The organism is Pseudomonas mendocina, assembly GCF_900636545.1.
In the GTDB taxonomy this organism is placed as follows: Bacteria; Pseudomonadota; Gammaproteobacteria; order Pseudomonadales; family Pseudomonadaceae; genus Aquipseudomonas; species Aquipseudomonas mendocina.
Genome location: NZ_LR134290.1, coordinates 4,678,026 through 4,704,895, shown reverse-complemented (window position 1 = coordinate 4,704,895; position 26,870 = coordinate 4,678,026). Strand labels below are relative to the sequence as shown.

Genomic DNA, 26,870 nt, shown 5'->3' with positions numbered 1-26,870 from the left:
CTCAGGCCTTCAATCGTTCGGCCAGCAGGGTCGCCAGCTTCGAGGTCAGCCCGTAGATCGACAACTGCGGGTTGGCACCGATGCTTGTGGGGAACAGCGAGCCATCGTGGATCGACAGATTGGCCAATTGATGATGGCGGCCGAGGCTGTCGACCACCGCCTGCTGCGGGTCTTCGCCCATCGCGCAACCACCCATCACATGGGCGCTGCCCAGGCGGGTGCGGTACAGCGCGAGGTCGAGGTTCTCGATCATCTCCTTGGCCTCGCCCCAGGTTTTGACGAAGCGTGCGTCGGCGTGGGTCGGCATCACCGCCTTGGCTCCGGCAGCGAACTGGACTTCAGCCATGGTCAGGAAGGCACGGCGCACGCCATCCCAGGTGTAGTCAGTCATCTGATAGTCGAGCACCGGGCTGCCGTCGCCGCGTAGCTCCACACGGCCCTCTGCGCTTTCCGGGTGGAAGCCGTCACGTAGCAGGGCGAGCATCACGTTGGTGTGCGGCAGTTGCTCCATGCGCAGGGCATTCTCGCGGCCGAAATCACCGAGCAGGGTGGCGGTCAGCGCCGGCTGTAGTGGCGGCACTTCCAGCTTGAAGGACAGCCGCCCAGTGGTGCCGTCATCCCATTGGAAGTGATCGGAGTAGAGCGATTGCGGCGCGCCGTAGAAGGGGTTGATGACCTGTTCGAACTGCGCTGCGGAGAAGTTCACCAGGTGCAGGTAGGTGCGCCGGCCGACGCGTTTGTGTGGATCAGGCACCTCGGAGCGCAGCAGCAGGCCGGGGGTGTTGATGCCGCCGCCGGCCAGCACGTAATGCCGCGCCTTGACGCGGATGCGTTTGCCGGTGGGCGCCACGCAGCGTTCATCCATGCCCAGGCAGTCGATGCCGACCACCTTGTCGCCTTCGATCAGCAGCTTGTCGGCGCGGGTCAGATAGAGCAGCTCGCCGTCCGCGTCGAGGGTGGCGGGGATGGTGGTGACCAGCATCGACTGCTTGGCGTTGGTCGGGCAGCCCATGCCGCAGTAGCCGAGGTTCCAGCATCCACGTACGTTGCGCGGAATCACCGCCCAGTGATAGCCGAGCTTGTCGCAACCGGTGCGCAGCACCTCGTTGTTGGCATTCGGTGGTACCGCCCAGGGGGCGACACCCAGGCGTTGCTCCATCTTCTCGAACCAGGGTGCCATGGACTCGACGTCATGGCCCTTCACCGTATGGGCCTCGGCCCACTGCGCCAGGGTCTGCGGTGGGGTACGGAAGCTGCTGGTCCAGTTGACCAGCGTGGTGCCGCCCACGGCACGGCCTTGCAGGATGGTGATGGCGCCATCCTTGCTCATGCGGCCGATGCCTTCCTGATAAAGGTTCGGGTAGGCCTCCGCCTCCTGCATCTTGAAGTCGTCGCTGGTCTTCAGCGGGCCTTCCTCGATCAGCAGCACCTTGTAGCCGGCGGCGCTGAGGATTTCTGCCGTGGTGCCGCCGCCGGCGCCGCTGCCGACGATGGCAACGTCGGCCTCCAGCGTCAGATCGTTTTCCAGGCGCGAACCGTCATGGGTTTTCCAACCTCTGGCCAGGCCTTGTTTGAACAAATCAGGTACGGGCATTTGACTTTCTCTTCTTGTAACAGGGCCGTCTGCAGTCACGAGTTTGGTGCTCGCCTGGATCGCGGATAAATCCGCTCCTACACAAGCGGCTCACATCCTGTGGGAGCAGCTGTAGGGTGGGCTTCAGCCCACCAAGGCCAGCCGCTGTTGGTGGGCTGAAGCTAGCCGCTATACGGTAGGTGGGCCGGGATAACCGCAGTGTGCCCAGGCTTCCTGGCGGCTGTACCAGGCCATCATCACCAGCTGCAGCAGCGAGGCGTGGCCCATGCGCAGCAAGCTCAGGCTGCTGTTCTGCCAGCGCGTGAGGAAGTTGCGCACGTCATCGGCGCTGGCGTTGTCCCAACTGCCCCAGACCCCGGTCAGCGGGCCGCGGGTGACGGGCAGGGCGAGCACGTCGAACAGCTGTACGGTGAGTTTCAGCATCTCCGGCGACAGGTGCGCCAGGCTGTTGTCGAGGCTCTTCAGCGTGCCGTCGATGGCCTGTGGCATCTGCTCAGCGCTGACTGCGCCATCGAGCATCACTGGGATCAGCGCGCGCAGAAACGGCAGGTCGCTGCTACGCAGGATCAGGTAGCCGCTGGCCGGCGTGCTGGCCGAGCAGCCGCTGAGCGTTGCGGTCAGCCCGGCAGTGCCGAGCAGCGCCGTGCCCAGCAGGCCGACCTTGAGCAGATTGCGCCGCGACAGCTGCGGCGCGCTGAGGGTGGTGTCGTTCATTGTTGTTATCACCAGGCGTAGACGGGCGCTGCCCGCGTTGATCAGCGTACGAACAATTTGTAGACCAGCTTCTGAATCGACTTGCCGTAAGGCGGGTAGATCATCCGCGCGGCGTTGAAGCGCTGCTTGATGAACACGCCCTTGGCCTTGCTGAAGGTCAGGAAGCCTTCGTGGCCGTGGTAGTGGCCCATGCCCGACGGGCCGACGCCGCCGAACGGCATGTCGTCCTGGGCCACGTGCAGCAGGGTGTCGTTCAGGCACACACCGCCGGAGTGGGTTTCGTGCAGCACGCGCTGCTGCTCGCGCTTGTCATAGCCGAAGTAATACAGCGCCAGTGGGCGAGGGCGCGCATTGACGTAGGCGAAGGCGTCTTCGATCCGGTCGTAGGGCACCACCGGCAGCAACGGGCCGAAGATCTCGTCCTGCATCAGCTTCATATCGTCGGTGACGTCCAGCACCAGGCTCTGCGGCAGGCGCCGGCCCTGGGCTTCGGGGTAGATCGGGACGATGCGCGCGCCCTTGGCCTGGGCGTCCTGCAGGTAACCGTTGAGGCGGGCCAGCTGGCGCTCGTTGATGATCGCGGTGTAATCCGGGTTGTCCTTGAGCTGCGGGTAGAAGCGCTGCACCACCTCACGGTAGGCGCTGACGAAGCCGTCAACGCGATCATGCGGCACCAGCACGTAGTCTGGCGCCACGCAGGTCTGCCCGGCGTTGAGGGTCTTGCCGAAGGCGATACGCTCGGCGGCGTCCGCCAGCGGTACGTCGGCGGAGACGATGGCCGGCGACTTGCCGCCCAGCTCCAGGGTCACCGGAGTGAGATTCTCGGCGGCGGCGCGCATCACGTGTTTGCCGATGCTGGTTGCGCCAGTGAACAGCAGGTGGTCGAAGGGCAGCTTGGAGAAGGCCATGCCGACTTCCGCCTCGCCCAGGGCGACGCTGACCAGATCCTCGGGGAAGATGCGCGCCAGCAGATCCTTGACCAGTTGCGAGGTGACCGGCGTGGACTCGCTCATCTTGATCATCACCCGGTTGCCGGCAGCCAGGGCACCGGTCAGCGGGCCGATGGCGAGAAACAGCGGGTAGTTCCACGGCACGATGATGCCCACCACGCCCAGCGGCTGGTAGACGACCTTGGCCGAGGCGGGCATGAACTGCAGGCCGACGCTGCGCCGCGAGGGTTTCATCCACTTCTTGATGCGTTTGCTCGCGTAATGGATGCCATGCAGGCTGGGCATCAGCTCGGCGAGCAGGGTTTCGTCGGCCGAGCGATTGCTGAAGTCTGTCGAGATTGCCGCCACCAGCGCGTCCTGTTGCTGGGTCAGCAGCTCGCTCAGGGATTTCAGCCACTGGATGCGTTGCTCGGCCGATGGCATCGGGTTGGCGGCGAAGGCAGAGCGCTGCAGGGCGAAGGTGCTATCCAGCTGGTTGATCTGCTGTTGGCTGTGCTGCAGGTAGGCGATGTCGGCGACCATGGTTTTCCTCGACGCTCCAGCGAGCTGCATGAGAATGACTGTGCTGGATTTCTAGAGCAATTGCTCTAATGTGTCAAATAGGATGCCGCGTCACTGCCAGGCTCGCACCCTAACCAAAGGCCAGCAGTTGCCTTTTGGCGTGAGTCTGGGGGTAACACTGCGGCTGTTTCGCCTGTACCTTTGTCACTTTTGAAGCCGAGATCGAGCTGCGTCATGGCGCCACCCAAGACCCGCGACCGCATCGTTGCCGAGAGCCTGGCCCTGTTCAACAGCCAGGGCGAGCGCAACGTCACCACCAATCACATTGCCGCGCATTTGGGCATGTCGCCAGGCAACCTGTACTACCACTTCCGTAACAAGCAGATGATCATCGCCGAGCTGTTCGCCCAATACGAAAGCCAGGTCGACAGCTTTCTGCGCCCGCCCGAAGGCCGTGCGCTGACGGTGGAAGACAAGACCTTCTATCTGGAAGCACTGCTGGCAGCGATGTGGCACTACCGTTTCCTGCATCGCGACCTGGAGCACTTGCTGGATTCCGACGCCGAGCTGGCCGAGCGCTACCGGGCCTTTGCCGGGCGTTGCCTGGTGGGCGCGCAGTCGGTTTATCAGGGCTTCGTCGAGGCCGGCATCCTGCTGATGACCCCGGCGCAGATCGAGGCGTTGACGCTCAACGCCTGGATCATCATGACCTCCTGGGTGCGCTTTCTCTGCACCGCCGGCGCCAGCCCGGACAACCTCAGCCAGGACATGCTGCGCCGTGGCATCTACCAGGTGCTGGCGTTGGAAGGCGGTTATGTTGCGCCGTCAGCTCGCGATGCGGTCGAGGCGCTGTATGACCGCCTGCACGTGCCACTGGAGCAGGTGCTCGGGTGATTGACCTGCAATCGCTCTTTCCTTCCTGCGTAGCACCGCTTCTGTGGGAGGGGCTTTAGCCGCGAGCCTTTTGCCGCTGAAGCCCCGCTGCTTGCCCAGGCATGCGTAGGAGCGGCTTCAGCCGCGATTACCCGAGGCTCGCCAACCACTGCGGAATGCGCCGCTCCAGGTAATACCCCGGCCGGCGCGGGCTGCCCTCGACGAAACCGACATGCCCGCCCTTGGCGTGCAGCTCGAACTCGGTGCCGGGGGCCAGTTCGCTGGCCTCGGGCAGGCTATGGCGGAAGATAAAGGGATCGTCCTCGGCCTGGATGATCAGCGTGCGCGTGCGAATGTCGCCCAAGTAGAAACGGCTGGAGGCACGCCGGTAATAGTCGTGGGCATCGGCGAAACCATGCAGCGGCGCGGTGATGCGCCCGTCGAAGTCCCAGAAGGTGCGCATGCCATCCAGCGGCCCCAAGCGTTCCAGCACCGACAGGCGCTCGCCCTGGCCGCTCTCGGCGAACAGGCGTTGTTTGTTGTTCACATAAGCGACCATCTCGCGCATGAAGTGCGCCTGGTACACCCGCGAGAAGCCCAGGCCGATGCGGTCGGCGCACTGATCCAGGCGAAACGGCACCGACACTGCCGCAGCGCCTTGCAGCTGGCTCTGCTCGCCGCTTTCGCCCAGGTACTTGAGCAGCACGTTGCCGCCCAGCGAATAGCCGACGGCGTACAGCGGCGCCATCGGCCGTTGCGCGCGCAGATGCGCGACCGCCGACGCCAGATCCTCGCTGGCGCCGGAGTGGTAGCCGCGCGGCAGCAGATTGGGCTCGCCGGAGCAGCCACGCCAGTTCAGCGCCACGCTGGCCCAGCCGCGCGCAGCCAGGGCCTGTTGCAGGCCGAGCACATAGAGCGAGCTGGAACTGCCGGTCAGGCCATGCAGTACCAGCACCAGCGGTGCCTGGGCATCGTGTGGGCCGTGCCAGTCGAGATCGAGAAAGTCGCCATCGTCCAGCCACAGCCGTTCGCGCTGCCGCTCCAGTTGCGGCGGTTTGCGGCAGAAGGGGTTCCACAGCGTCTGCAGATGCGGGCCGGGGAGCCACCAGGCGGGGCGAAAGTCAGTGTTCATGGTGCGGTCGATCGTCGGCAGTGGGCGTAGCCCGGATGCAATCCGGGAGTGGTGGCCCTGGATTTCATCCAGGCTACGGAGCTATTCAGCGTCGACGCTTGCGCAGTATGCGCCAAGCACACCAGACCAATACCAGCAGGGCGACGATACGCTGATTGGTAAGTCCGATGACGATACCTGCATTGGGATTGTGCGGTATCGCGCGCTGCAGGTTGAGCGGAATTTCCTGCTGGCTGAACAGTACTGGTAGCGCCAGTACGATCAGCAGCAGGTAGGGCAGGTGGGCGTGGATGAAGTCCTTCATCCACGCTGCCACAGCGCGTAATGCACCTGGCCGGTGTGCTTCTCGCGGTGCAGACGCCAGTTGCCCGGCAGGCCCAAGGTCGAGGGCGCTGTTTCGCTTTCGGTATAGATCCAGGCGTCGTCGGCCAGCCAGCCTTGTGCCTCCAGCAGCGTGCAGGCGCCTTGCAGCAGATCCTTGTGAAACGGCGGGTCGAGCAGAACGATATCGAAGCGCCGTGGCGCCGGGCGCGCCAGCAGTTGCAGAGCGTCGCCCAGTTGGATTTCGCCGTTGCTGCATTGCAGCGTCGCCAGATGCCCGCGCAGCGAGGCCACCGACGCCGGGCTGAGGTCGCAGGCCAGGCCGCTGGCGGCGCCGCGCGACAGTGCTTCGAGCAGCAATGCCCCGCTGCCGGCGAAAGGGTCGAGCACGTGGGCGCCTTCGACATAGGGCGCCAGCCAGTTGAATAGCGTCTCGCGCACCCGATCCGGGGTCGGGCGCAGGCCCGGCCCATCAGGAAAGGCGAAGCGCCGCGAACGCCACTGCCCGCCAATGATGCGCAATTGGCCCTGACCACCGTGGGTCTTGCCCGCGGCGGGTTTCTGAGGGGAGCGACCGCGCATCAGTGCGGCACCGTGCTGGGCAGCGCGACCGGGCGGTCGGTGGGCGGCGGTAGCTCCTTCTGTGCGACTGTCGGACCTGCGGTAACCACCACCAGCGCCTCGGGATCGAGGTGCTTGGCCATCGCCGCTTTCACTTGATCGGTGCTCAGGTTCTGCACGTCACGCATGAAATCGTCCAGGTAGCTCAGCGGCAGGTCGTAGAAACCCATCGATGCCAGCTGGCCGACGATATCGGCATTGCTCGCGGTGGACAGCGGGAAGCTGCCGGCCAGCTCGCGCTTGGCATTATCCAGCTCCTGCTGGGTCGGGCCATCGCGCAGGTAGTCGGCCAGCAGTTGCTTGACCAGCGCCAGGGTGCCTTCGCTGAGTTCGGCGCGGGTTTGCAGGTTGATCATGAACGGGCCGCGTGCCTGCATGGCGCTGAAGCCGGAGTAGACGCCGTAGGTCAGGCCGCGTTTCTCGCGCACTTCGCTCATCAACCGCGTGCCAAAACCGCCGCCGCCAAAGATCTGGTTGCCCAGGTACAGCGCGGCATAGTCCGGGTCGCGGCGGTCGATGCCGAGCTGGGCGAGCATCAGGTGGGTCTGGTTGGACGGGTATTCGATATGACTGGTGCCGGGCTTGGGCGTCTGCGGCTGGGCGATCTTCGCCAGTGCCGGGCCTTGCGGCAGGGCGGCCGACACACGGTTGGCGATGGCCTCGGCTTCGCTTCGCGAGAGGTCGCCGACCAGCGCGATCACCACATTGCCGGCCGCATAGGCGCGGGCATGGAAGGCCTGCAGCTGTTGGCGGGTGATGGCCGGAATCGATTGCGCCGTGCCGTCGCTCGGATGGGCGTAGGGGTGCTTGCCGTAGAGACGCTCGAACAGCTCCAGGCTGGCCAGCTTGCCCGGGTTCTGCTTCTGGAACTCGAAGCCGGCGAGCAACTGATTCTTGATCCGCGCCAGCGAGTCGGCCGGGAAGGTGGGCTTGCCCAGTACATCGGCGAACAGCGCCAGTGCCGGCTCACGTTGCTCCTGCGCGCTGAGACTGCGCAGGCTGGCCACGGCCATGTCGCGATAGGCGCCGTTGCCGAACTCGGCGCCGAGGCCTTCGAAGCCGGCAGCGATGGCTCCGACATCCTTGCCCGGTACGCCTTCGTTGAGCATGGCATTGGTCAGGGCGGCCAGGCCGGGTACGCCGCCGTCCTGGCTGCTGCCGGCGGCGAAGGTCAGGCGCAGGTCGAACATCGGCAGCTCGTGGGCTTCGACGAACAGCACCTTGGCGCCTTGCGCGGTCTGCCAGGTCTGGATATCCAGCGTGCGGCGGGTCGGTGCCTTGTCGTCCAGCGCAGCCAGCGACTGCAGCTTGGCGGCATCGCCAGTCACGGCGCTATCGGACAGGTTGGCGCAGGCGCCCAGCGCCAGAGCAGTGGACAAAACCAGGCCGAGCAGGCCCAGGCGGCGTTGCTCAGTCTTCATGGCGGGACTCCTCATTGCGTGACTCTTCAGGCATAACGTGGGCGACACTCAAACGGTCGCGAACGAAGAAGGTACGGGCGGCCTGCTGGATGTCGGCCGGGGTGACGGCTTCCAGCTCGGCCAGTTCCTGGTCGATCAGTTGCCAGGACAGGCCGACGGTTTCAAGTTGGCCGATGCTGGTGGCCTGGCTGGTGATCGAGTCGCGCTCGAACACCAGGCCGGCGATCACCTGGGCGCGTACGCGCGCCAGCTCGGCGGCTGATGGCGGGGCTTTCTTCAAGTCTTCCAACTCACGCCACAGCCCGGCTTCGACCTGCTCCAGGTTTTTGCCCTTCTGCACGTTGGGCGTGGCCGATAGGACGAACAGGCTGTCGCCACGGGTGAAGGCGTTGTACCAGGCGCTGGCGCCGGAAACGAGTTCCTCGCCGCGCTCCAGGCGTGTGGACAGGCGTGCGCTGTAGCCGCCGTCGAGCAGGGCGGCGGCCAGGCGCAGGGCATAGACCTGGCGCGGTGTTGCGGCGGTGGCCAGGCCGGGCACGTTGAAGCCCATGATCAGATTGGGCAGTTGGGTCTTCAGGTACAGGGTGGTGCGTCGTTCGCCCGCTGCAGCCAGCTCCAGCGGCAGCTTGGCAGTCGGCACCTCGCGGCGTGGGATATCGCCGAAGTAACGCTGCACCAGGGTCTTGACCTCATCCACGTTCACGTCACCGACCACCACCAGGGTGGCGTTGTTCGGCGCGTACCACTTCTGGTACCAGGCGCGCAGCTCGTCGATGTGCATACGGTCAAGGTCGGCCATCCAACCGATGGTGGGGATGCTATAGCCGCTGGCCGGGTAGGCCATGGCCTTGAAGCGCTCGAAGGCCAGGGATGAGGGGCGGTCGTCAGTGCGCAGGCGACGCTCCTCCTTGATCACTTCGATTTCCTTGGCAAACTCGTCTGCCGGCAGTTTCAGGCTGGACAGGCGATCGGCTTCCAGCTCCAGCGCCACGCTCAGGCGGTCGCTGGCCAGCACCTGGTAGTAGGCGGTGTAGTCGTCGCTGGTGAAGGCGTTCTCTTCTGCGCCCAGTTGACGCAGCACTTCCGAGGCTTCGCCTGGGCCGAGCTTGGCGCTGCCCTTGAACATCATGTGTTCCAGTGCGTGGGACAGGCCGGTGGAACCGGGTGTCTCGTAGCTGGAGCCGACCTTGTACCAGAGCTGGGAAACCACCACTGGTGCACGATGATCCTCGCGGACGATGACCTTGAGGCCGTTGTCCAGTTCGAATTCGTGGGTGGGTTGAGCGGGAGAGGCGAAGGCTGCGAGTGGCACGCAAAGGGCGCCGAACAGCAGGCCGAGGGAACGGCGGGCAATGGCATTCATTGAAAGTCAGACCTGTCGGATAGCCTGGGCGGTCGTACCGCCGGCGGGCGAAGAGGTGCTAGGATACCCCATCCTTTTCCGGGGCGGCGCGGCAAGGCTTTGCAGCCTGTTGGCGTCCGCTCCCCTGAGATGCAAGCGACCCATGTTTGGTTCCAATGACGACAAGAAGTCGCCGGCCGAGGCTGGCGCGCAGACCCCGCCTGTGACCGAAGAAAAGAAATCCCTGTTCAGCTGGTGGCGCAAGAAGCCGGCAGAGAGCACCTCGGAGCCGGCTAAGCCTGCGCCCGCCGAGCAGCCTGCTGCCCAGGCGCCTGCCGAGCCGGCAACGCCTGAGCCCCTGTCCGAAGCCTTGCCGGTAGTCGAGCCGCAAGTGGTTGAAGTCACGCCTGCACCGGCGCCGCAACCTGAATCGCCAGTTGCCGAAACCCCGGTTGTCGCACCTGTGGTTGCCGAGCTACCGCCAGTCGTAGCCGAACCCATCGTCGAGGCCGCTCCGGTGACTGCTGCGCCAGCGCCTGTCGCTGCGCCCGCCACGCAGGACAAACCGGGTTTCTTCGCCCGCCTCAAGCAGGGGCTGTCCAAGACCAGCGCCAGTCTCGGCGAAGGCATGGCCAGCCTGTTCCTCGGCAAGAAGGCCATCGACGACGATCTGCTCGATGATCTGGAAACCCGTCTGCTCACGGCAGATGTCGGTGTCGAGGCGACCACCACCATCATCGGCAACCTGACCAAGCGCGTAGCACGCAAGGAACTGGCCGACAGTGGCGCACTGTACAAGGCGCTGCAGGAGGAGCTGGTCACCCTGCTCAAGCCGGTCGAACAGCCGCTGCTGATCGACAGCGCCAAGCAGCCCTACGTGATCCTCGTCGTCGGTGTTAACGGCGTGGGCAAGACCACCACCATCGGCAAGCTGGCCAAGAAGCTGCAACTCGACGGCAAGAAGGTCATGCTCGCCGCTGGCGACACCTTCCGCGCCGCTGCCGTGGAGCAGCTGCAGGTCTGGGGCGAGCGCAACAACATCGCGGTCATCGCCCAGCACACCGGCGCCGACTCGGCATCGGTGATCTTCGATGCCGTGCAGGCCGCCAAGTCGCGCGGCGTCGATGTGCTGATCGCCGATACCGCCGGTCGCCTGCACACCAAAGACAACCTGATGGAAGAGCTGAAGAAGGTCCGTCGGGTGATTGGCAAGCTGGACGAGACGGCGCCGCACGAAGTGCTGCTGGTGCTCGACGCCGGCACCGGGCAGAACGCCATCAGCCAGGCCAAGCAGTTCAACCAGACGGTGAACCTCACCGGCCTGGCGCTGACCAAACTCGACGGCACCGCCAAGGGCGGTGTCATCTTCGCCCTCGCCAAGCAGTTCGGCCTGCCGATTCGCTACATCGGCGTGGGAGAAGGCATCGATGATCTGCGCCCGTTCGAGGCGCAGGCTTTCGTCCAGGCACTCTTCGAGGAGCGTGAGCGCGGATGATCCGATTCGAGCAGGTCGCCAAGCGTTACCCCAATGGCCATGTCGGGCTGCACGAGCTGACTTTCCGCGTTCGCCCCGGCGAATTTCTCTTCGTCACCGGCCACTCCGGTGCCGGCAAGAGCACGCTGCTGCGCCTGTTGCTGGCGATGGAACGCCCCACCAGTGGCAAGTTGCTGCTGGCCGGGCAGGATCTTTCCACCATCACCAACGCGCAGATTCCCTTCCTGCGTCGGCAGATCGGCGTGGTGTTCCAGAATCACCAACTGCTGTTCGATCGCACGGTCTACGACAACGTCGCCCTGCCGCTGCAGATTCTCGGTCTGTCCAAGCCGGAAATCGCCAAGCGCGTCGGCGCTGCGCTGGAGCGCGTCAGCCTCAGCGACAAGGCCGCGCAAGCGCCGGGGGACCTGTCCACCGGTCAGCAGCAGCGCGTCGGCATCGCCCGTGCCATCGTCCACCGCCCGGCCCTGCTGCTGGCGGACGAGCCCACCGGAAACCTCGACCCGCGCCTGGCGGCCGAGATCATGGGTGTGTTCGAAGACATCAACCAGCTCGGCACCACGGTGCTGATCGCCAGCCACGACCTGGCGCTGATCGCGCGCATGCGCCAGCGCATGCTCACCCTGCAACGCGGTCGCCTGATCGGTGACGGGGAGGCTGCCTGATGAGCGCATCTAAGATGCCCACACCGCAACCGGCCGAGCGTGTTGGCGCGGCGCCGCGCAACAAGGTGGTGGACGGCCCGGCCGACGAGCCGGATTTCCGCACGCTGTTCCATGCCTGGCTGGAAAGTCACCGCGCCAGCCTGGTGGACAGCCTGCGCCGCCTGGCGCGCCAGCCGATTGGCAGCTTCTTCACCTGCTGGGTGATGGCGGTGGCGCTGAGCCTGCCCATGGGCCTGTCGCTGCTGCTGGACAACGTCGAGAAGCTCGGCGGCTCCTGGCAGCGCGCTGCGCAGATTTCCCTGTTCCTCGACATGTCAGCCGGCGAGCGTGACGGCCAGGCGCTGCGCGAGCAGATCGCGGCGATGGATGATGTTTCCGACGCCGAGTGGATCAGCCGCGAGCAGGCGCTGGAGGAGTTCCAGCAGCTATCCGGCCTGGGCCAGGCGCTCAAGGAGCTGCCGGAGAACCCGCTGCCTGGCGTGGTCCTGGTCACGCCGAAGGAGGTCGACAAGGCCAAGCTGGAGGCCTTGCGCCAGCGCCTGGCGGAGTTACCCAAGGTGGAGCAGGCGCAGCTCGATCTGGTCTGGGTCGAGCGCCTGACCGCCATCCTCAAATTGGGCGACCGCTTCGTCTTCGGCCTCAGCCTGCTGCTGATCCTGGCGCTGCTGCTGGTGATCGGCAACACCATCCGCCTGCACATCGAGAATCGCCGCGCCGAGATCGAGGTGATCAAGCTGGTAGGTGGAACCGATGGCTACGTACGACGTCCCTTCCTTTATATGGGCGCGTTGTACGGTTTCGGCGCAGGCGTCTTCGCCTGGTTGCTGCTGGCCTTTGGGCTGGATTGGCTGAACGATGCTGTAGTACGTTTGGCCGGACTTTACGGTAGCGATTTCGCGTTGGGTGGCGTACCTTCGTCCGACGGTTTTTCGCTGCTGCTCGGCGCCGTGCTGTTGGGCTATATTGGCGCCTGGCTGGCAGTGGCGCGTCATCTGAACGAATTGGCGCCCCGTTGAGGCGCCTTTCGGCAAGGCTGAACGCCAGCTGACACGTTATTGTTTTGGTTGATATTGACTATCTGGGCAGGAACTTATCCACAGGCTCTGCATCAGATGGGGCAGTGCTAAACTGCACGAGTTTCGTGAATCGGAGGATTCAAATGTCCACTTCCTTGCAACCTGTTCATGCCCTTGTTCCAGGCGCCAACCTGGAAGCTTACGTGCATGCGGTCAACAGCATCCCGCTGCTGACGCCCGAGCAGGAGCGTGAACTGGCCGAAAATCTCTTTTACCAGCAGGATCTCGAGGCCGCCCGCCAAATGGTGTTGGCCCACCTGCGTTTCGTTGTGCACATTGCGCGCAGCTACTCCGGCTACGGTCTGGCCCAGGCCGACCTGATCCAGGAAGGCAACGTCGGCCTGATGAAGGCGGTCAAACGCTTCAACCCGGAAATGGGCGTGCGCCTGGTGTCCTTCGCCGTGCACTGGATTCGTGCGGAAATCCACGAGTTCATCCTGAAGAACTGGCGCATCGTCAAGGTGGCCACCACCAAGGCGCAGCGCAAACTGTTCTTCAACCTGCGCAGCCAGAAGAAGCGTTTGGCCTGGCTGAACAACGATGAAGTGACTGCCGTAGCGGAAAGCCTGGGCGTCGAACCGCACGAAGTGCGCGAGATGGAAAGTCGCCTGACCGGCCAGGACATGGCCTTCGACCCGGCAGCCGATGCCGACGACGACAGCGCCTTCCAGTCGCCTGCGCATTACCTGGAAGACCACCGCTACGACCCGGCTCGCCAGCTCGAGGATGCCGACTGGAGCGACAGCTCCAGCAGCAACCTGCACGAAGCGCTGGAAAGCCTCGACGAGCGCAGTCGCGACATTCTCTACCAGCGCTGGCTGGCCGAAGAGAAGGCGACGCTGCATGACCTGGCTGCCAAGTACAATGTGTCGGCCGAGCGTATTCGCCAGCTTGAAAAGAACGCGATGAACAAGCTCAAGGGCTGCATCGCCGCCTGAGTCTGTCGTTACCCCGAAAAGCCGCACCCTGGTGCGGCTTTTTTCTGCCTGGAGCAATTTCCTTGAACAAAGCCCCGCTGAAAGCGCAGCACTGGCTGATATTCGCACTCGTCGCCGCGCTGTTCTTCGCCTGGGGCGCCTGGTTGATGCGCAGCAGCGAGGTTCAGCCGGTGGCCAACCTGCAGCAGTGGCGCGATCCACTGTTGCAGCCGCTGGCCGAAGATGGGCTGACGCTGCGTGATGTGCAGCAGCTTGCCCCGGGCAAGCTGTGGCTGGAGCCGCGTCTCGACGGCGCACGGCTGTCCTATCGAGCGACGCTCGAAGGCGAAGAGGGCGAGTGGTCGCTCCAGGCTGAACTGGCCTTGAGCAAGAATCAGCGCGACAGTCTGCTGGCTGCGCAAGGCCTAAAAGCAGGCGATGCCGAATTGGCGCTGGATCAGTCGCTGGCCGAGCAGATGGCGGGTTTTGCTATCGCCAATCTCAGCCTGCAAGCACCTGATGCTCTGGCCAGTGAGCGCTTGGCCGCCAGCCTCGGGCAGCCTCGCCTGACCCTGGAGCTGGCCGATGGTCAAGCCTGGGTGTATCCGCAGTGGGGGTTGACCGTGCATCTGCATGGCGATGACGTCGCGCTGTTGCATGCAGTGCCGCGCAAGGCGTTTCGCGCTGCTCGCTAGCTACAGCCAGCGTGGCCACCAATCGGGGCGTTGCGGCTTGAGCTGGTTGAGGTAGTGGCTGCCGCCGAGCTGGTTCATCTGCTGGCGAATCCAGGCCGCGCGGCGGATCACGTAGCCATTTGGCCGGCCTGCGCTCCAGCGCAGCGGGTTGGGGAGCACGGCAGCCAGTTGGCTGGCCTGCTGGCGATTGAGGTACGGCGCGCCGACACCGAAATGATGCTGTGCGGCGGCTTCGGCACCGAAAATGCCATCGCCCCATTCGACGCTGTTGAGATAGACCTCGAGAATGCGCTCCTTCGACCAGAGCAGCTCGATCAGCGCGGTGAACCAGGCTTCCAATCCCTTGCGCAGCCAGCTGCGCCCGGACCAGAGGAACAGGTTCTTGGCCACCTGCTGGCTGAGGGTGCTGGCACCACGCAGTGAGCCGCCGCTCTGGTTGTGCGCCAGTGCCGCCTGGATGGCATTCATGTCGAAGCCCCAGTGCTCGGCGAACTTCTGGTCTTCGGCGGCTATCACCGCCATCTTCAGATGATCCGGCAGCTCGTTCCACGGGCGCCATTGACGCTTGAGTTCCAGCGACTGCCCGCTACCCCAGGATTCGATCTTGCGTTCGATCATCAGCGCCGTGCCGGGCGGTGGCACCCAACGCAGCACGAGCACCAGCAGGGCGCTGGCCAACATCAGCCAGAGCAGCAGTTTCAGCAGGCGGCGGGTCAGGGCTCGAAGCATGGGGTCTCGCAGTGATTGGGCGTGGCGCTATTAAAACAAAAAATCGCCGGGAGCGATTTTTGACGTCGGCTCTGCCGACGGCCCGAAGGGTTGCCGCCAGGGATGGCAGGCAGCAAAAAATCGCCGGGAGCAATTTTTGACGTCGGCTCTGCCGACGGCCCGCGGGGTTACTGCCAGGATCGAAAGACAAAAAATGCCCAAGAGATTCCTGCCAATACCTCAGGATGAGGGCTGGGTGTGACAATAGCGCCACTCTCGCCTGAGCTCTCGGTGGTTAAACTGGGCCAGGTCGATCCTTTCCGGAGGTTTCATGGCTCGTTTCTGGTTGCTGTTATCCGCTTTTGCCGGCTTTACCGGCGTCGCTCTGGGCGCCTTTGCCGCTCACGGCCTGAAGAACCGTCTGACGCCCGAGTATCTGGCGGTGTTCCAGACCGGTACGCACTATCAGCTGGTCCACGCGCTGGCTCTGTTCGGCGTCGGCCTGCTGGCGCTGCATATGCCCGGACGGTTGGTAAACCTGGCTGGCGGCGCCTTCGCCGTAGGTATCCTGCTGTTCTCCGGCAGCCTCTATCTGCTTACGCTCAGTGGCATCGGCAAGCTCGGCATGATCACGCCGTTCGGTGGTGTCGCCTTCCTGATCGGGTGGTTGTGCCTGGGGCTGGCGGCATGGAAGCTGACCTGACCCTGGCGTCAGAAATGAGGACGAATGGCGCCTTTTAACCTTGGTCGCAACAGCCTATCGGGCTAGAATGCCGGCCCTCTTCCTAGTTGTGACCGAGTCGTCATGCGTATCCAGTTGAATGGTGAACCCTTCGAACTGCCGGATAACCAGAGCGTCGCCGACCTGTTGGTTCGCCTCGACCTGACCGGGCGCCGTGTGGCGGTCGAGCTCAATCTGGACATCGTTCCACGCAGCCAGCACGACAGCACCCCGCTCGCCGAGGGCGATCAGGTGGAAGTGGTGCACGCCATCGGCGGCGGTTGACTTCACGAGGAGTATTCCATGAGCCAAGTTCGCAGCGACAAGCCCTTCACCCTGGCCGGTCGTACGTTCCAGTCGCGCCTGCTGGTCGGTACCGGCAAGTACAAGGATATGGACGAGACCCGTGATGCCATCGCGGCTTCCGGTGCCGAGATCGTTACCGTGGCCGTGCGCCGCACCAACATCGGCCAGAACCCCGGCGAGCCGAACCTGCTCGATGTGATCAGCCCGGACAAGTACACCATCCTGCCTAATACCGCCGGCTGCTACGACGCTGCCGAGGCCGTGCGTACCTGTCGCCTGGCCCGTGAGCTGCTCGACGGCCACAACCTGGTCAAGCTGGAAGTGCTGGCCGACCAGAAGACCCTGTTCCCCAACGTCATCGAGACCATCAAGGCCGCCGAAGTGCTGGTCAAGGACGGTTTCGACGTCATGGTGTACACCAGCGACGATCCGATCATCGCCCGCCAGCTGGCCGAAATCGGCTGCATCGCGGTGATGCCGCTGGCCGGTCTGATCGGCTCGGGTCTGGGCATCTGCAATCCGTACAACCTGCGCATCATCCTCGAGGAATCGAAGGTGCCGGTGCTGGTCGATGCCGGCGTAGGCACGGCCTCCGACGCCACCATCGCCATGGAGCTGGGTTGCGAGGCGGTGTTGATGAACAGCGCCATCGCCGAAGCGCAGAACCCGGTGCTGATGGCGCGCGCCATGCAGCATGCCGTCGAGGCCGGGCGCCTGGCCTACCTGGCCGGCCGCATGCCGAAGAAACTCTATGCCAGTGCGTCGTCGCCGCTGACTGGCCTGATCAATTAAGGATGACGATTGGCTGCGTGCCGGTTCGCCGGCGCGCCAAGTCGTAACGCAATCTACAAGAGCTCAGCATGACCGATACCCAACAGCCCGAACTGACCGAAGATGGTCGCCAGCGCCGTACCATCAAGAGCTTCGTGATGCGCGCCGGGCGCATGACCGAAGGTCAGCAGCGTGGCATCGACAAGGGCTGGCCACTGTTTGGCCTTGAACTCGAAGACGGTCTGCGCGATTTCGATCAGGTCTTCGGGCGTAGCGCGCCGCGTACCTTCGAGATCGGTTTCGGCATGGGCCATTCCACCCTGGAGATGGCCGCCGCCGCGCCCGAGCAGGATTTCATCGGCGTCGAGGTGCACAAGCCGGGCGTGGGCGCCCTGCTCAATGGTGCGATGACGCAGAACCTCAGCAACATCCGCGTTTACAGCTGCGATGCACTGGAAGTGCTGCGCGATTGCGTCGCCGATGACAGCCTCGATCGCGTGCTGCTGTTCTTCCCCGACCCTTGGCACAAGTCGCGTCATCACAAGCGCCGCATCGTCCAGCCGGCTTTCGCCGAGCTGGTGCGCAGCAAGCTGAAAATCGGCGGTGTGCTGCACATGGCCACCGACTGGGAAAACTACGCCGAACACATGCTCGAGGTGATGAACGCGGCGCCGGGCTACCGCAACCTGGCCGCCGATGGCACCTATGTGCCGCGCCCCGAGGAGCGCCCGGTGACCAAGTTCGAGCGCCGTGGCGAGCGCCTTGGCCATGGTGTGTGGGACCTCAAATTCCAGCGCCAGGAGTGATGTCCGAGCGATCCCTGCTGGCAGGGATTGTCCAGGCTTAGAACCGGCAGGATGCATGATTAGATCGGGATGACCCGACGGCCAGGACGGCGCCTCACCGCAAGACACAACAACGATAAGCATGCCTGCAAGGCCTGTAGATATTGGCGACGCCGCTGTCACGGCGCCGCGAGGAGAGCATTGTGTTGAGATCGGTTTCCATTCTTCTGCTGACTGCCCTGGCCTTCCAGGCTCAGGCCAAGGTCGATGCCAGCCAGGCCGCGCGCCTGGAACAGGACCTGACCCCGCTGGGCGGTGAGCGTGCGGGCAATGCTGCCGGCACCATTCCGGCCTGGACGGGTGGTCTGGCGACGCCGCCAGCCGGTTACCAGCCCGGCATGCACCACCCCGACCCTTATGCCGACGACAAACTGCTGTATCGCGTCGACAGCCAGAACCTGGCGCAGTACGAGCAGCAGTTGCCGGTCGGCCTCAAGGCCCTGCTGCAGCAAAACCCCAGCTTCTACCTGCGGGTACTGCCGACTCGCCGCAGTGCGGCCGCTCCGCAGCGCATCTACGACGCCACTCGTTTCAACGCGCTCAACGCCGAACTGATCTCCGGCGGCAATGGTGTGCAGGGTGCTGCGGCCGGCGTGCCGTTCCCCATACCGCAGAACGGCCAGGAGGCCATCTGGAACCACATCATGCGTTACCGTGGCGACCAGATCAGCATGGCCACCAACCAGGCCGCTGTGCTCGCCAATGGCAGCTACAACCTGCTCAAGCTCGAGCGCGACATCTATTTCCTCTACGGCCGTGAAGGCGTTACCCCGCAGGATCTGGACAACACCCTGTTCTTCTACAAGTACAAGGTCGTGGCGCCGGCCAAGCTGGCGGGCTCGGCGCTTGTCGTGCAGGAGACGCTCGATCAGGTGCTGGCCATCCGCAAGGCCTGGCGCTTCAACCGCGGCGAACGGCGTGTGCGTCGCCTGCCGATGCTCGCCTATGACACCCTGCAGCCCGATACCAACGGCATGGCCACTGCCGACCAGGTGGACGCCTACAATGGCGCACCGGATCGCTACGAATGGCAGCTGTTGGGCAAGCGCGAGATGCTGGTGCCCTATAACAGCTACGCGGTTCACCAGCAGGGCATTCCCTACGCCGATATCCTCCAGGCCAAGCACATCAACCCCGAACTGCTGCGCTACGAGCTGCATCGCGTCTGGGTGGTCGAGGCGGACCTGCGCACCGGCTTCAGCCACCCGTACGGCAAACGCCGCTTTTATCTGGACGAGGACAGCTGGCAGATCCTCGCCGTCGATCTCTATGACCGCAGCGGCAACCTGATCGGCCTGCAGGAAGCGCACCCGATCAGCTACTACGATGCGCCGATGTTCGGCTCGACCCTGGAGACCATCTACGACCTCAAGGGTGGCCGCTACTTTGCCGACGGTCTGGACAACAACGAGAAGATGTACGACTTCAACGCCCGATTGAGCCCGCGCGACTTTACCCCGCAGGCGCTGCGCCGAGAAGGCAACTGAGCCGGCATCATCCGCGCGACCAGCGCATCGTCAGCTCCGGCTGGCCGGTGTGCGGGTCGCGCGTCTCGTTCAGCGTGACGAAACCGCCTGCGCGGTAGAAGGCCACCGCCCGGGTGTTGGCACGGTAGACACCAAGCTCTAGGCTGTCACGCCTGCGCTTGGCTTCGTCCAGTAGCCGACGACCCAGGCCGCGACCCTGAGCATCCGGGCTGACGAACAATGCGGCCAGGCGTTGTTCGTGCAGCGATGCGAAGCCCAGTACGTGCCCCTTTTCCTCCAGTACCAGGGTTTCGGCCTGCGGCAGATAGAGATCGCGCATGGCAGGCAGTTGCTCGCGCCAGAAGGTCTCCGGCACGAAGTCGTGTGCCTGGATGGAGGCCTTCAGCCAGAGGTCGAGTACGGCGTCGCTGTCTGTGGGATGGTAGGGGCGAATCATGATGAAGTCCTGTTCGAGGAGAAGTGAATCCATGGAGGTTCGGTTACATATATTCGGTGCATCCGGCTCGGGTACCACTACCCTGGCCCGCACGCTGGCCGAGCGCAATGGCTGGCTGCATCTGGATACCGACGATTTCTACTGGCTGCCCAGCGAGCCGCCCTATGTGCACAAGCGGCCGCCCGAGGAGCGCGTCAGGCTGATCTGCGAGCGTACCGCACAGGCGCCTAGCTGGGTGCTTAGCGGTTCGCTATGCAGTTGGGGCGAGGCGTTGATCCCGTCGTTCAGTCATGCCCTGTTCCTGCGTCTGGACGATCAGGAACGCATGCGCAGGCTGCGTCAGCGTGAAGCGCAACGTTATGGTGTGCGCATCCAGCCGGGAGGTGACATGCATGGTCAAAGTCAGGCCTTCCTGGAGTGGGCTGCCGGCTACGAAGAGGGTGATCTCAGTACCCGTAGCCTGGCGATGCACGAAGCCTGGATGGCCCGCCAACTGGGCTGCCCGCTGCTGCGCCTGGACTCGACCCGGCATACGCCCGAGCAATTGGCCGAGCAGGTGATGATCTGGTTGGTGCGCTGAGGGAAAGCGCCAAGTATAGTCCCGGCCGGAGTTGAGAAACCGCTCTAAATCAATGCTTTTGGCGCTTTTGCGCTTCTCTGGTTTCACTTTCTCCGGCGCGCGGTCGCTTATTAGCCGTGTATGCCCGCCTGGCCTGCTCGGGGTCACGGGCACCCTCAAACTGCTTCCAGATCCCGGTGATAACGCTCTGCGCTGAAAAGCCCGCCCAGAGGCTTCTGCTCCCACATCTCCGCGCTCGCTCAAGGATCTGGCTTTCAAAGGCTGCTGGCCGGCCCAGCCAGCCATCGATGGAGTCCGTCGCATGAACATCAAGGATTTGCCGCTGCGCCTGAAGATCACCCTGACAGCGGCGGTGCTGTTATCGCTGGTCAGTATCACGCTGATCTGGCAGAGCGTTTCTTCCCTGGACAGGACAGTCAACGACACCCTGCAGCGGGACATCGACGGTTTCGCCCAGTCGATTTCGGTCAACCTCGGCAACTGGATGCACGACCGCATCAGCGCCGTGAAGACCACTGCCGGCAGCCTGGTCGCGCAGCCGCAGATCGCTCCGCACATCCTGCTGCAGCAGACCTGGGCGACCTTCGCCTTCAATATCACCTACATCGGTACCACCGATGGCCGCATGCTGCAGAATGACCCGAGCGTGATCCTGAAGAACTACGATCCGCGTCAGCGCGGCTGGTACCAGGGCGCCGAGAAGAACAACGACCTGTTCATCAGCGACCCTTACGTCTCGCTCACCGATGGTGCCTATGTGGTGACCATCGCCTACCCCGCGCGCCGCGACGGCTCGTTGATCGGTGTGGTGGGCGCCAACCTGACACTTGACACCCTGACCGACACCATCGGCAAACTGAGCATTCCCGGCGACGGCTACGCGCTGCTGATCGACCAGAGCGGGCAGATGATCGCCCATCCGGACAAGGACTGGCGCACCAAGTCGGCCTCCGACTTCTCGCCGACGCTGGGTGGCGAGCAACTCAAAGCGCTGGTGCAGCAGCGCCGCCTGACCGAGGCGGATGTAGCGGGCAGCGAAAGTCTGTTGTTCGCCGTCGAAATTCCCAATACCCGCTGGACCTTCGTGATGGTCATGGACAAGGCCACGGTCCTCGCCCCGGTGCGCCACCAGCTGTTCGTGCAACTGGCCATCGGTGCCGGCATGCTGATTCTGGCCATTCTGGTGCTGGCGCTGCTCGGCCGAGTGCTGTTCCGCGACCTGGAGCAGATTCGCCATAACCTAAACGCCATCGCCGCCGGTAATGGAGATCTGACCCAACGCCTGCCGGTCAACTCCAACGACGAGATCGGCCAGCTGTCGAGCAGTTTCAACCGCTTCATCGACCAGCTGCACGGCATCATCTCGCGCCTGCGCGATGTCGCCGTGGCGCTGAGCAGTGAGTCCGCGCAGGTGGCGCAGGATGCCGACGCCCAGAACCAGCGCGTGCAACAACATCAGTCCGAGTTGCACCTGGTGGCCACTGCGGTGACGCAAATGGCCTCCGCCACCCAGGAGATCTCACGCAATGCGGAGACGGCCTCCGGCCAGGCGGTGGATTCGGTCAGCCTCAGCGTGGAAGGGCGCCACCAGGTGGGGCGCAGTCAGGAGTCGATCTCACTGCTGGCCGAGGAGGTCGAGGGTGCAGGGCGCATCATCGACGAGCTGCACCGCCACTCCAACGAGATCAGCTCGATTCTCTCCACCATCGCCAGCATTGCCGACCAGACCAATCTGCTCGCGCTCAATGCGGCCATCGAGGCAGCGCGTGCCGGCGAGCACGGCCGGGGCTTCTCGGTGGTGGCCGACGAGGTGCGGGTGCTGTCCAAGCGTACCCACGAATCGACCCGTGAGATCGAGGCGATGATCCAGGTGCTGCAGGACGCCACCCGGCAGGCCGTGGGCGTGATGGACAACGCCGCCACCAAGGCCTCGCAGAGCGTCACCGATGCCCAGGCGGCCAGCGATCTGTTGCAGCGCATCACCGAGGCGGTCGGGCAGATCAACGACATGGCTGCGCAGATCGCCTCGGCGGCCGAAGAGCAGGCCAGCGTGACCGTCGAGGTCAATCGCAATACCGAGAACATCCGCAGCATGGGCGATCAGATGTCGCAGAGCAGCCATGCTGCCTCGGCAGCGGCCTCCAATCTGCAAGCGCTCGGCCGGCAGATCGGCGATGAGGTTTCCAAGTTCGTGCTGTAAGACGGCGTTGCTTGGTCCCTCCGTAGGAGCGGCTTCAACCGCGAAACTGTTGAGAGTCATCGCGGCTGAAGCGCAATGCCGCCCAGCCGTTCCTAGAAGAAGATCGATGCCAAGAAAACGCCGCGTCTCGTTAGGGAGCGCGGCGTTCTTGTTTCAGCCGGGATGACGCAACCCAGCTGCTAATTCCTGTCGGCCATGATGCCGATCACCACGAAGATCAGGATCAGCACTGGTGCCAGGGTGAAGTTGTTGAAATGTGCCAGCCCCTTGGCCAGCCAGGGGGTGAGGAAAACGATCGCCAGACCATAGCCGACCGCGCAGAACACCACGAACAGCAGCGTGCGCAGGACGAAGTTGAGATTGCCAATGGTGCGCTGGACCCAGGCGTTGATGGCCGGGCCGAACAGCACCAGCAAGGTGGCCATGATGGCCAGGGATATATCGCTGAGGTGGCTGCGGCTCCAGCGCGACAGGGTGACGATCAGATCCAGTATCAGATCCATTGGGGCTCCTTCTTTTTAGGCTTGTTCCACGCGGTTGCGGCCTTCGCGTTTGGCTCGGTACAGCGCCGTATCGGCACATTGCAGCAGTTGTTCCAGGCTTTCCTGGTTATGGGCGGTGGCGTGGCCGATGCTGGTGGTGATCGGGTAATCACCCTGCGAGTGGCGGTACGGAGCTTCGGCAACGCAACGGCGCAGTCGTTCGGCGGTGATGCGCGCCGACTCGGCGTCGACATCGCGCAACAAAATGATGAATTCCTCGCCGCCGTAACGGCCCAATGGCTCGTTCGAACGTAGGTTGGCGCTGAGCGTGCGCACGAAGTGCTTGAGCACCTCGTCACCACCCTGGTGACCGAGGTTGTCGTTGGCCTGCTTGAAGTGATCGATATCCAGCAGCAACAGCGACAGGGGCTGGCGCAGATTGCCCAGCTCACGTTGTGCCAGCTCGAAGATCATCGGTCGGGAGTAGGCGTTGGTCAGTGGATCATGGCTGAGCTGGTGTTCGAGCAGCGCATGCAGGCGCTCATTGAGCATCAGGATGAAACCCACCGAAATGCAGATCGCCAGCAGGCCGTGAGTGGCGAAGTACAGGGCATTGAGCAGTGTCGGCGCAAGGAAGTCGGCTCCGCCGGTGGGGGGCAGCACTGCATTGACGATGCGCGCCAGCGACACCAGCGAATCGAAGATCACCGTGAGCGCGGTGAACAGATAGGGAAAATGGGCGCGTCCACTTTCTCGTGGGCGGTGGCGTAGCACGTCGAGGCCGAACAGAAACAGCAGCACGCCCGAGACACTGGAGAAGATCACGACGCGGATGGCGTACAGATCCTGCACGTAGAAGCAGTAGACCAGTCCCAGGTTAGCCAGCAGTAGAGCACCGATGAGTTTTCCGCTGTGCCGCGGCAGGCCGAAGAAGGCGCGTCCGCCGTAGTAGATCAGCGCTGTAGCGGCCATGGCCGCGGCGTTGGCCACCACCATCGAGAAGGCCTCGGGCACGACCCCGCGCAGGCCGTAAAGCACCGAGGCGACCGCCACGCAGAGCATGCTTGTGCTCCAGTAACGCGCGCCCAGCTGGCGATCGCGCACGGCGCTGGGCATGGCCGACAGCACGATGGCCATCAGCAGGCTCAGGGCAGCGAGGATGAAGACGAGGCTACGGGGATCGAGCACGACCGGGTTCCATGTCTACGCGTGCGGGAAGCGCCATAGCCTACCGGATTCCCGGTGGTGATGGTGACTCAGTCGAGAAACAGTTGCAGCAGGTCGTTGAGGAACAACTGCCCCTTGGCAGTGGCTACCAGCCGGGTCGGATCGGCCTGCAGCAGCCCCTGGCGTTCGGCCTCTCGGCGCGCCAGGTCGAGGTGCTGCAGCGGCAGGCCAGTGCGTTGGCTGAATAGTTCGGCCGGTGCGCCTTCGGTCAAACGCAACACGTTCATCAGGTACTCGAACGGCAGCTCGCCGGCCTCGAGTATGCGTTCGCCGGCCTGGAAGGCTTTGCTGCGGTCCAGATAGTCCTTGGGCAGACGGGTTTTCCAGGTGCGCTGAATGCGTCCTGCGGGCGTGCTCAATTTGGCGTGGGCGCCGGCGCCGATGCCGAGAAAGTCGCCGAAGGTCCAATAGTTGAGGTTGTGTCGCGCCTGCTTGCCAGGCCTGGCGTAGGCGGACACTTCGTACTGCGCGTAGCCTTCGGCTGCGAGCAGGGCCTGGCCGGCTTCCTGGATGTCCCACAGCAGATCGTCTTCCGGCAACGTGGGCGGCTGGCTCCAGAACACCGTGTTCGGCTCCATGGTCAGCTGATACCAGGACAGGTGCGTCGGCCCCTGGCTGATGGCCGTGCGCAGGTCGAACAGGGCGTCCTCGATGCTCTGCTCGGGCAGGCCGTGCATCAGGTCGAGGTTGAAGTTATCGAAGCCGGCAGCGCGCGCCATGTCGGCAGCGCGGATCGCCTCGCTACCGTCATGGATGCGGCCCAGCGCCTTGAGCTTGGCCTCTTGGAAACTCTGCACGCCAATGGACAGACGATTGATGCCGAGGCTGCGATAGCCCTTGAACTTGGCCTGCTCGAAGGTGCCGGGGTTGGCTTCCAGGGTGATTTCGATATCCGGCGCAAAGCCGACACGTTGCTCTACGCCTTCCAGTAAACGGCCCAAGGCGCGGTCGGAGAACAGACTGGGCGTACCGCCACCGAAGAAGATCGAGGTCAGTGGTCGGCCATGGACGTGCTGCAGGTCAATATCGAGGTCGGCCAGCAGCGCGTCGACGTACTCTTCTTCAGGCAGCGTCGGCCCGGCGGCGTGGGAGTTGAAATCACAATACGGGCATTTGCGCACGCACCACGGGATGTGGATGTAGAGCGCCAGGGGCGGGAGCAGGAAGTGAGAGGCGTCGGGCACAGTAGAGCAACGAGAGGCAGTAACGGGCGACTATCGTGGCATGACTTCGCCAAAGTACCAACGTTGTGCGATGAAGCGCCCGTCAGGTTGGTCTTCGTCGAGGTAGTCGATTTCGGTGCCCAGTTCGCCACAGCCATCGACCAGTTGTAGCGACCAGGTTTCGGATAGGCTCAGTGGTGCCAGATGGCGGCTATTGCCATGCGCGCTCACCGAGGCTCGGGTATGAGCCTGGAAATAATCCTCATCCAGATACAAGCACACTTCGCTGGTGAAAAAGTCAGGCAGGCAGATTACCGCCGTTACCCGCCAGTTTTCTGCCTCTGGTGGTTTGGCTCGCATCAGATGCTGGCAGGCATTGATCAATGCCTGAGCACAGTGAGCTTGAATCTGGGGATTGGTGTGTCGGCCCTCGACCAGGCTGAATAGCACAGGAATCTTCCAGTTCCAGTAACGCTCGCCCGCAGGAATATCCTGCGGGAAATTACGTTCGAAACTGGCTGCCCAGCGATCCAGTGCCCTCAGGCGGCGGGCCACGCCGCGCGGTTTCTTGCTGATTATCAGGCATCTGGCCAAGGCTGTTACAGCCCCAGGCGCTGCTTGAGCAGGGCCATGGCGCGGGCGCGGTGACTGAGGCGGTTCTTTTGCTCAGGCGGCATTTCGGCGCTGGAGCACTCACCTTCCGGCACCCAGAACAGTGGATCGTAGCCGAAGCCATGTTCGCCACGTGCCTCATGCAGGATGCTGCCGTGCCACAGGCCTTCGCAGAGGATTGGCAGCGGATCGTCGGCATGTCGAACCAGCGCCAGGGCGCAGACGAACTGCGCGCCGCGCTGGGCGTCCGGCACGTCTTTCAGGGCATCGAGCAGCTTGGCATTGTTCGCCGCGTCGCCCTGGCCATCGGCATAGCGCGCGGAGTAGATGCCGGGGGCGCCGCCGAGGGCGTCCACCGCCAGGCCGGAGTCGTCGGCCAGTGCCGGCAAACCGGAGATGCGCGCGGCGTTGCGCGCCTTGAGGATGGCATTCTCGACGAACGACAGGCCGGTTTCCTCCGGCTCGACCTGGCTGAACTCACCGATCGAACGCACGCGCACGGCGTCGCCGAGCATGGCCTGCAGCTCCTTGAGCTTTCCGGCGTTATGGCTGGCCAGGACCAGCTCCTTGAAACCACTCACTGGCTTAGTCATCCGGGAACATTTCCTGGTTGAAGGTGATGCGGTGCGCGTCATCACCCTGGCGCACGTTGAGCGTGAAGCTGAGCATTTCACGGGTCTTGAAGGGGAACTGCGCCAGGTAATAGATGGCCTCGCCTTCGGTGACCTGACGGAAGGTCAGTGCGGTGCTCTTGCCCAACAGGTCCTTCACCTCGCCACCGACCACTGCGGTGCTGGGCTTGCCGGCCTTGAGCACGGCGACGTTGATCACGCCCTGGGTCTTGCTGCGCACCAGGCCGGAGGCGCTGGCGATATCCGGCTGAATGAAGCTGGAATTGAACACGCTGTAGTGCACGTCGAGATCGCCGAAGCTTTGCTTGCGCTCGGCGGCGGCCGGCAGGGCCAGGCACAGGGCGACCAGGAAGGGAATGATGCGGCGCATGATGTTCTCCTCG

At 63.9% G+C, this 26,870-nt stretch carries 29 protein-coding genes; 13 read left to right on the top strand and 16 right to left on the bottom strand.

All coding sequences use genetic code 11. The features are described 5' to 3' along the window. Position 1 precedes the first annotated feature (1 nt). The 3 genes from EL191_RS22060 to EL191_RS22050 form a co-directional block, all read right to left on the bottom strand. Positions 2-1,594 carry a GMC family oxidoreductase gene (locus EL191_RS22060; RefSeq protein WP_041980254.1) on the bottom strand — a complete coding sequence of 531 codons (1,593 nt, stop codon included), beginning with the start codon at positions 1,592-1,594 and terminating at the stop codon, positions 2-4. Between the two features lie 168 nt (positions 1,595-1,762). Beyond that, complete coding sequence (locus tag EL191_RS22055) at positions 1,763-2,308, bottom strand: hypothetical protein (RefSeq protein ID WP_041980253.1); 546 nt, start codon at positions 2,306-2,308, stop codon at positions 1,763-1,765. A 41-nt stretch (positions 2,309-2,349) separates the two neighbouring features. After that, positions 2,350-3,780, bottom strand: a complete 1,431-nt coding sequence (locus EL191_RS22050) for a coniferyl aldehyde dehydrogenase (RefSeq protein ID WP_041980252.1) — start codon at positions 3,778-3,780, stop codon at positions 2,350-2,352. 213 nt (positions 3,781-3,993) lie between these two features. Between EL191_RS22050 and EL191_RS22045 the strand changes: the two genes are divergently transcribed. Then, positions 3,994-4,653, top strand: coding sequence for a TetR/AcrR family transcriptional regulator (locus EL191_RS22045; RefSeq protein ID WP_041980251.1), 660 nt, complete (start codon positions 3,994-3,996; stop codon positions 4,651-4,653). 127 nt (positions 4,654-4,780) lie between these two features. Here the strand turns inward: EL191_RS22045 and EL191_RS22040 are convergent, their stop codons facing one another. The 5 genes from EL191_RS22040 to EL191_RS22020 all read right to left on the bottom strand — a co-directional run bounded on the left by EL191_RS22040 (position 4,781) and on the right by EL191_RS22020 (position 9,490). Beyond that, positions 4,781-5,764 carry a hydrolase gene (locus tag EL191_RS22040; RefSeq protein WP_041980250.1) on the bottom strand — a complete coding sequence of 328 codons (984 nt, stop codon included), beginning with the start codon at positions 5,762-5,764 and terminating at the stop codon, positions 4,781-4,783. A gap of 85 nt (positions 5,765-5,849) precedes the next feature. Beyond that, a complete protein-coding gene (locus EL191_RS22035; RefSeq protein WP_041980249.1) occupies positions 5,850-6,068 on the bottom strand; it encodes a hypothetical protein in 219 nt (72 codons plus the stop codon). Continuing rightward, the gene (rsmD, locus tag EL191_RS22030) at positions 6,065-6,667 is read right to left on the bottom strand and encodes a 16S rRNA (guanine(966)-N(2))-methyltransferase RsmD (RefSeq protein WP_041980248.1); all 603 of its coding nucleotides are present in this window, start codon (positions 6,665-6,667) and stop codon (positions 6,065-6,067) included. The genes EL191_RS22035 and rsmD overlap by 4 nt, the downstream gene beginning before the upstream one ends. Then, positions 6,667-8,127, bottom strand: coding sequence for a M16 family metallopeptidase (locus EL191_RS22025; RefSeq protein WP_041980247.1), 1,461 nt, complete (start codon positions 8,125-8,127; stop codon positions 6,667-6,669). The genes rsmD and EL191_RS22025 overlap by 1 nt, the downstream gene beginning before the upstream one ends. Continuing rightward, on the bottom strand, positions 8,117-9,490 hold the full coding sequence (locus EL191_RS22020; protein ID WP_017363121.1) for a M16 family metallopeptidase: 1,374 nt from the start codon (positions 9,488-9,490) through the stop codon (positions 8,117-8,119). The genes EL191_RS22025 and EL191_RS22020 overlap by 11 nt, the downstream gene beginning before the upstream one ends. 142 nt (positions 9,491-9,632) lie before the next feature. On the opposite strand from EL191_RS22020, the gene ftsY reads away from it, so the two are divergent. The 5 genes from ftsY (at position 9,633) to EL191_RS21995 (ending at position 14,317) form a co-directional block, all read left to right on the top strand. Then, on the top strand, positions 9,633-10,964 hold the full coding sequence (ftsY, locus tag EL191_RS22015) for a signal recognition particle-docking protein FtsY (protein ID WP_041980246.1): 1,332 nt from the start codon (positions 9,633-9,635) through the stop codon (positions 10,962-10,964). Next, positions 10,961-11,629, top strand: coding sequence for a cell division ATP-binding protein FtsE (ftsE, locus tag EL191_RS22010; protein WP_013717545.1), 669 nt, complete (start codon positions 10,961-10,963; stop codon positions 11,627-11,629). Before ftsY ends, ftsE begins: the two co-directional genes overlap by 4 nt. Next, positions 11,629-12,645: a permease-like cell division protein FtsX gene (gene ftsX / locus EL191_RS22005; protein WP_026042155.1), complete on the top strand. Its 1,017-nt coding sequence runs from the start codon at positions 11,629-11,631 to the stop codon at positions 12,643-12,645. Before ftsE ends, ftsX begins: the two co-directional genes overlap by 1 nt. Positions 12,646-12,788: 143 nt before the next feature. Beyond that, on the top strand, positions 12,789-13,643 hold the full coding sequence (gene rpoH / locus EL191_RS22000) for an RNA polymerase sigma factor RpoH (RefSeq protein WP_013717543.1): 855 nt from the start codon (positions 12,789-12,791) through the stop codon (positions 13,641-13,643). 62 nt (positions 13,644-13,705) lie between these two features. Continuing rightward, positions 13,706-14,317, top strand: coding sequence for a hypothetical protein (locus tag EL191_RS21995; protein ID WP_041980244.1), 612 nt, complete (start codon positions 13,706-13,708; stop codon positions 14,315-14,317). Here the strand turns inward: EL191_RS21995 and mtgA are convergent, their stop codons facing one another. Continuing rightward, a complete protein-coding gene (gene mtgA / locus EL191_RS21990; protein ID WP_013717541.1) occupies positions 14,318-15,046 on the bottom strand; it encodes a monofunctional biosynthetic peptidoglycan transglycosylase in 729 nt (242 codons plus the stop codon). A 310-nt stretch (positions 15,047-15,356) separates the two neighbouring features. Between mtgA and EL191_RS21985 the strand changes: the two genes are divergently transcribed. The 5 genes from EL191_RS21985 to EL191_RS21965 all read left to right on the top strand — a co-directional run bounded on the left by EL191_RS21985 (position 15,357) and on the right by EL191_RS21965 (position 19,155). After that, the gene (locus tag EL191_RS21985) at positions 15,357-15,728 is read left to right on the top strand and encodes a DUF423 domain-containing protein (protein ID WP_013717540.1); all 372 of its coding nucleotides are present in this window, start codon (positions 15,357-15,359) and stop codon (positions 15,726-15,728) included. Between the two features lie 102 nt (positions 15,729-15,830). Further along, positions 15,831-16,031, top strand: coding sequence for a sulfur carrier protein ThiS (thiS, locus tag EL191_RS21980; protein WP_013717539.1), 201 nt, complete (start codon positions 15,831-15,833; stop codon positions 16,029-16,031). An 18-nt stretch (positions 16,032-16,049) separates the two neighbouring features. Beyond that, entirely contained in the window at positions 16,050-16,844 is a 795-nt protein-coding gene (locus EL191_RS21975; protein WP_041980243.1) for a thiazole synthase, read from the top strand. 68 nt (positions 16,845-16,912) lie between these two features. Then, positions 16,913-17,629 carry a tRNA (guanosine(46)-N7)-methyltransferase TrmB gene (gene trmB / locus EL191_RS21970; RefSeq protein WP_041980242.1) on the top strand — a complete coding sequence of 239 codons (717 nt, stop codon included), beginning with the start codon at positions 16,913-16,915 and terminating at the stop codon, positions 17,627-17,629. A 182-nt stretch (positions 17,630-17,811) separates the two neighbouring features. Continuing rightward, positions 17,812-19,155: a DUF1329 domain-containing protein gene (locus EL191_RS21965; RefSeq protein WP_041980241.1), complete on the top strand. Its 1,344-nt coding sequence runs from the start codon at positions 17,812-17,814 to the stop codon at positions 19,153-19,155. A 7-nt stretch (positions 19,156-19,162) separates the two neighbouring features. Here EL191_RS21965 and EL191_RS21960 read toward each other — a convergent pair whose 3' ends face one another. Further along, positions 19,163-19,624 carry an N-acetyltransferase gene (locus EL191_RS21960; RefSeq protein WP_017363112.1) on the bottom strand — a complete coding sequence of 154 codons (462 nt, stop codon included), beginning with the start codon at positions 19,622-19,624 and terminating at the stop codon, positions 19,163-19,165. On the opposite strand from EL191_RS21960, the gene EL191_RS21955 reads away from it, so the two are divergent. Together EL191_RS21955 and EL191_RS21950 are read left to right on the top strand one after the other, a co-directional pair. Continuing rightward, positions 19,623-20,171 (top strand): AAA family ATPase, encoded by a 549-nt coding sequence (locus tag EL191_RS21955; RefSeq protein ID WP_017363111.1) that lies wholly within the window; start codon positions 19,623-19,625, stop codon positions 20,169-20,171. The genes EL191_RS21960 and EL191_RS21955 overlap by 2 nt on opposite strands. Before the next feature lie 301 nt (positions 20,172-20,472). Continuing rightward, positions 20,473-22,371 carry a methyl-accepting chemotaxis protein gene (locus tag EL191_RS21950; RefSeq protein ID WP_041980240.1) on the top strand — a complete coding sequence of 633 codons (1,899 nt, stop codon included), beginning with the start codon at positions 20,473-20,475 and terminating at the stop codon, positions 22,369-22,371. A gap of 179 nt (positions 22,372-22,550) precedes the next feature. Here EL191_RS21950 and EL191_RS21945 read toward each other — a convergent pair whose 3' ends face one another. The 6 genes from EL191_RS21945 to EL191_RS21920 all read right to left on the bottom strand — a co-directional run bounded on the left by EL191_RS21945 (position 22,551) and on the right by EL191_RS21920 (position 26,857). Then, positions 22,551-22,874 carry a DUF3392 domain-containing protein gene (locus tag EL191_RS21945; RefSeq protein ID WP_013717532.1) on the bottom strand — a complete coding sequence of 108 codons (324 nt, stop codon included), beginning with the start codon at positions 22,872-22,874 and terminating at the stop codon, positions 22,551-22,553. A 15-nt stretch (positions 22,875-22,889) separates the two neighbouring features. Then, positions 22,890-24,041 (bottom strand): GGDEF domain-containing protein, encoded by a 1,152-nt coding sequence (locus tag EL191_RS21940; RefSeq protein ID WP_041980239.1) that lies wholly within the window; start codon positions 24,039-24,041, stop codon positions 22,890-22,892. A gap of 68 nt (positions 24,042-24,109) precedes the next feature. Next, entirely contained in the window at positions 24,110-25,264 is a 1,155-nt protein-coding gene (gene hemW / locus EL191_RS21935) for a radical SAM family heme chaperone HemW (RefSeq protein ID WP_041980238.1), read from the bottom strand. Positions 25,265-25,294: 30 nt separating this feature from the next. Next, positions 25,295-25,798, bottom strand: a complete 504-nt coding sequence (locus tag EL191_RS21930; RefSeq protein WP_041980237.1) for a DUF3916 domain-containing protein — start codon at positions 25,796-25,798, stop codon at positions 25,295-25,297. Positions 25,799-25,842: 44 nt separating this feature from the next. Then, positions 25,843-26,448 carry an RdgB/HAM1 family non-canonical purine NTP pyrophosphatase gene (gene rdgB, locus EL191_RS21925; RefSeq protein WP_041980236.1) on the bottom strand — a complete coding sequence of 202 codons (606 nt, stop codon included), beginning with the start codon at positions 26,446-26,448 and terminating at the stop codon, positions 25,843-25,845. Next, complete coding sequence (locus EL191_RS21920; protein WP_041980235.1) at positions 26,441-26,857, bottom strand: DUF4426 domain-containing protein; 417 nt, start codon at positions 26,855-26,857, stop codon at positions 26,441-26,443. The genes rdgB and EL191_RS21920 overlap by 8 nt, the downstream gene beginning before the upstream one ends. Between the last annotated feature and the right edge of the window lie 13 nt (positions 26,858-26,870).

Bases quoted from the DNA above. Each gene is read 5' to 3' on its own strand.
- EL191_RS21920 (WP_041980235.1), bottom strand. From the start codon at position 26,857: ATGCGCCGCATCATTCCCTTCCTGGTCGCCCTGTGCCTGGCCCTGCCG.
- EL191_RS22020 (WP_017363121.1), bottom strand. From the start codon at position 9,490: ATGAATGCCATTGCCCGCCGTTCCCTCGGCCTGCTGTTCGGCGCCCTT.
- rpoH (WP_013717543.1), top strand. From the start codon at position 12,789: ATGTCCACTTCCTTGCAACCTGTTCATGCCCTTGTTCCAGGCGCCAAC.
- EL191_RS21950 (WP_041980240.1), top strand. From the start codon at position 20,473: ATGAACATCAAGGATTTGCCGCTGCGCCTGAAGATCACCCTGACAGCG.
- trmB (WP_041980242.1), top strand. From the start codon at position 16,913: ATGACCGATACCCAACAGCCCGAACTGACCGAAGATGGTCGCCAGCGC.
- EL191_RS22050 (WP_041980252.1), bottom strand. From the start codon at position 3,780: ATGGTCGCCGACATCGCCTACCTGCAGCACAGCCAACAGCAGATCAAC.
- ftsE (WP_013717545.1), top strand. From the start codon at position 10,961: ATGATCCGATTCGAGCAGGTCGCCAAGCGTTACCCCAATGGCCATGTC.
- EL191_RS22055 (WP_041980253.1), bottom strand. From the start codon at position 2,308: ATGAACGACACCACCCTCAGCGCGCCGCAGCTGTCGCGGCGCAATCTG.
- EL191_RS21985 (WP_013717540.1), top strand. From the start codon at position 15,357: ATGGCTCGTTTCTGGTTGCTGTTATCCGCTTTTGCCGGCTTTACCGGC.
- thiS (WP_013717539.1), top strand. From the start codon at position 15,831: ATGCGTATCCAGTTGAATGGTGAACCCTTCGAACTGCCGGATAACCAG.
- EL191_RS22035 (WP_041980249.1), bottom strand. From the start codon at position 6,068: ATGAAGGACTTCATCCACGCCCACCTGCCCTACCTGCTGCTGATCGTA.
- mtgA (WP_013717541.1), bottom strand. From the start codon at position 15,046: ATGCTTCGAGCCCTGACCCGCCGCCTGCTGAAACTGCTGCTCTGGCTG.
- rdgB (WP_041980236.1), bottom strand. From the start codon at position 26,448: ATGACTAAGCCAGTGAGTGGTTTCAAGGAGCTGGTCCTGGCCAGCCAT.
- ftsX (WP_026042155.1), top strand. From the start codon at position 11,629: ATGAGCGCATCTAAGATGCCCACACCGCAACCGGCCGAGCGTGTTGGC.
- EL191_RS22060 (WP_041980254.1), bottom strand. From the start codon at position 1,594: ATGCCCGTACCTGATTTGTTCAAACAAGGCCTGGCCAGAGGTTGGAAA.
- EL191_RS22045 (WP_041980251.1), top strand. From the start codon at position 3,994: ATGGCGCCACCCAAGACCCGCGACCGCATCGTTGCCGAGAGCCTGGCC.
- EL191_RS22025 (WP_041980247.1), bottom strand. From the start codon at position 8,127: ATGAAGACTGAGCAACGCCGCCTGGGCCTGCTCGGCCTGGTTTTGTCC.
- rsmD (WP_041980248.1), bottom strand. From the start codon at position 6,667: ATGCGCGGTCGCTCCCCTCAGAAACCCGCCGCGGGCAAGACCCACGGT.
- EL191_RS21960 (WP_017363112.1), bottom strand. From the start codon at position 19,624: ATGGATTCACTTCTCCTCGAACAGGACTTCATCATGATTCGCCCCTAC.
- EL191_RS22040 (WP_041980250.1), bottom strand. From the start codon at position 5,764: ATGAACACTGACTTTCGCCCCGCCTGGTGGCTCCCCGGCCCGCATCTG.
- EL191_RS21975 (WP_041980243.1), top strand. From the start codon at position 16,050: ATGAGCCAAGTTCGCAGCGACAAGCCCTTCACCCTGGCCGGTCGTACG.
- EL191_RS21955 (WP_017363111.1), top strand. From the start codon at position 19,623: ATGGAGGTTCGGTTACATATATTCGGTGCATCCGGCTCGGGTACCACT.
- EL191_RS21945 (WP_013717532.1), bottom strand. From the start codon at position 22,874: ATGGATCTGATACTGGATCTGATCGTCACCCTGTCGCGCTGGAGCCGC.
- ftsY (WP_041980246.1), top strand. From the start codon at position 9,633: ATGTTTGGTTCCAATGACGACAAGAAGTCGCCGGCCGAGGCTGGCGCG.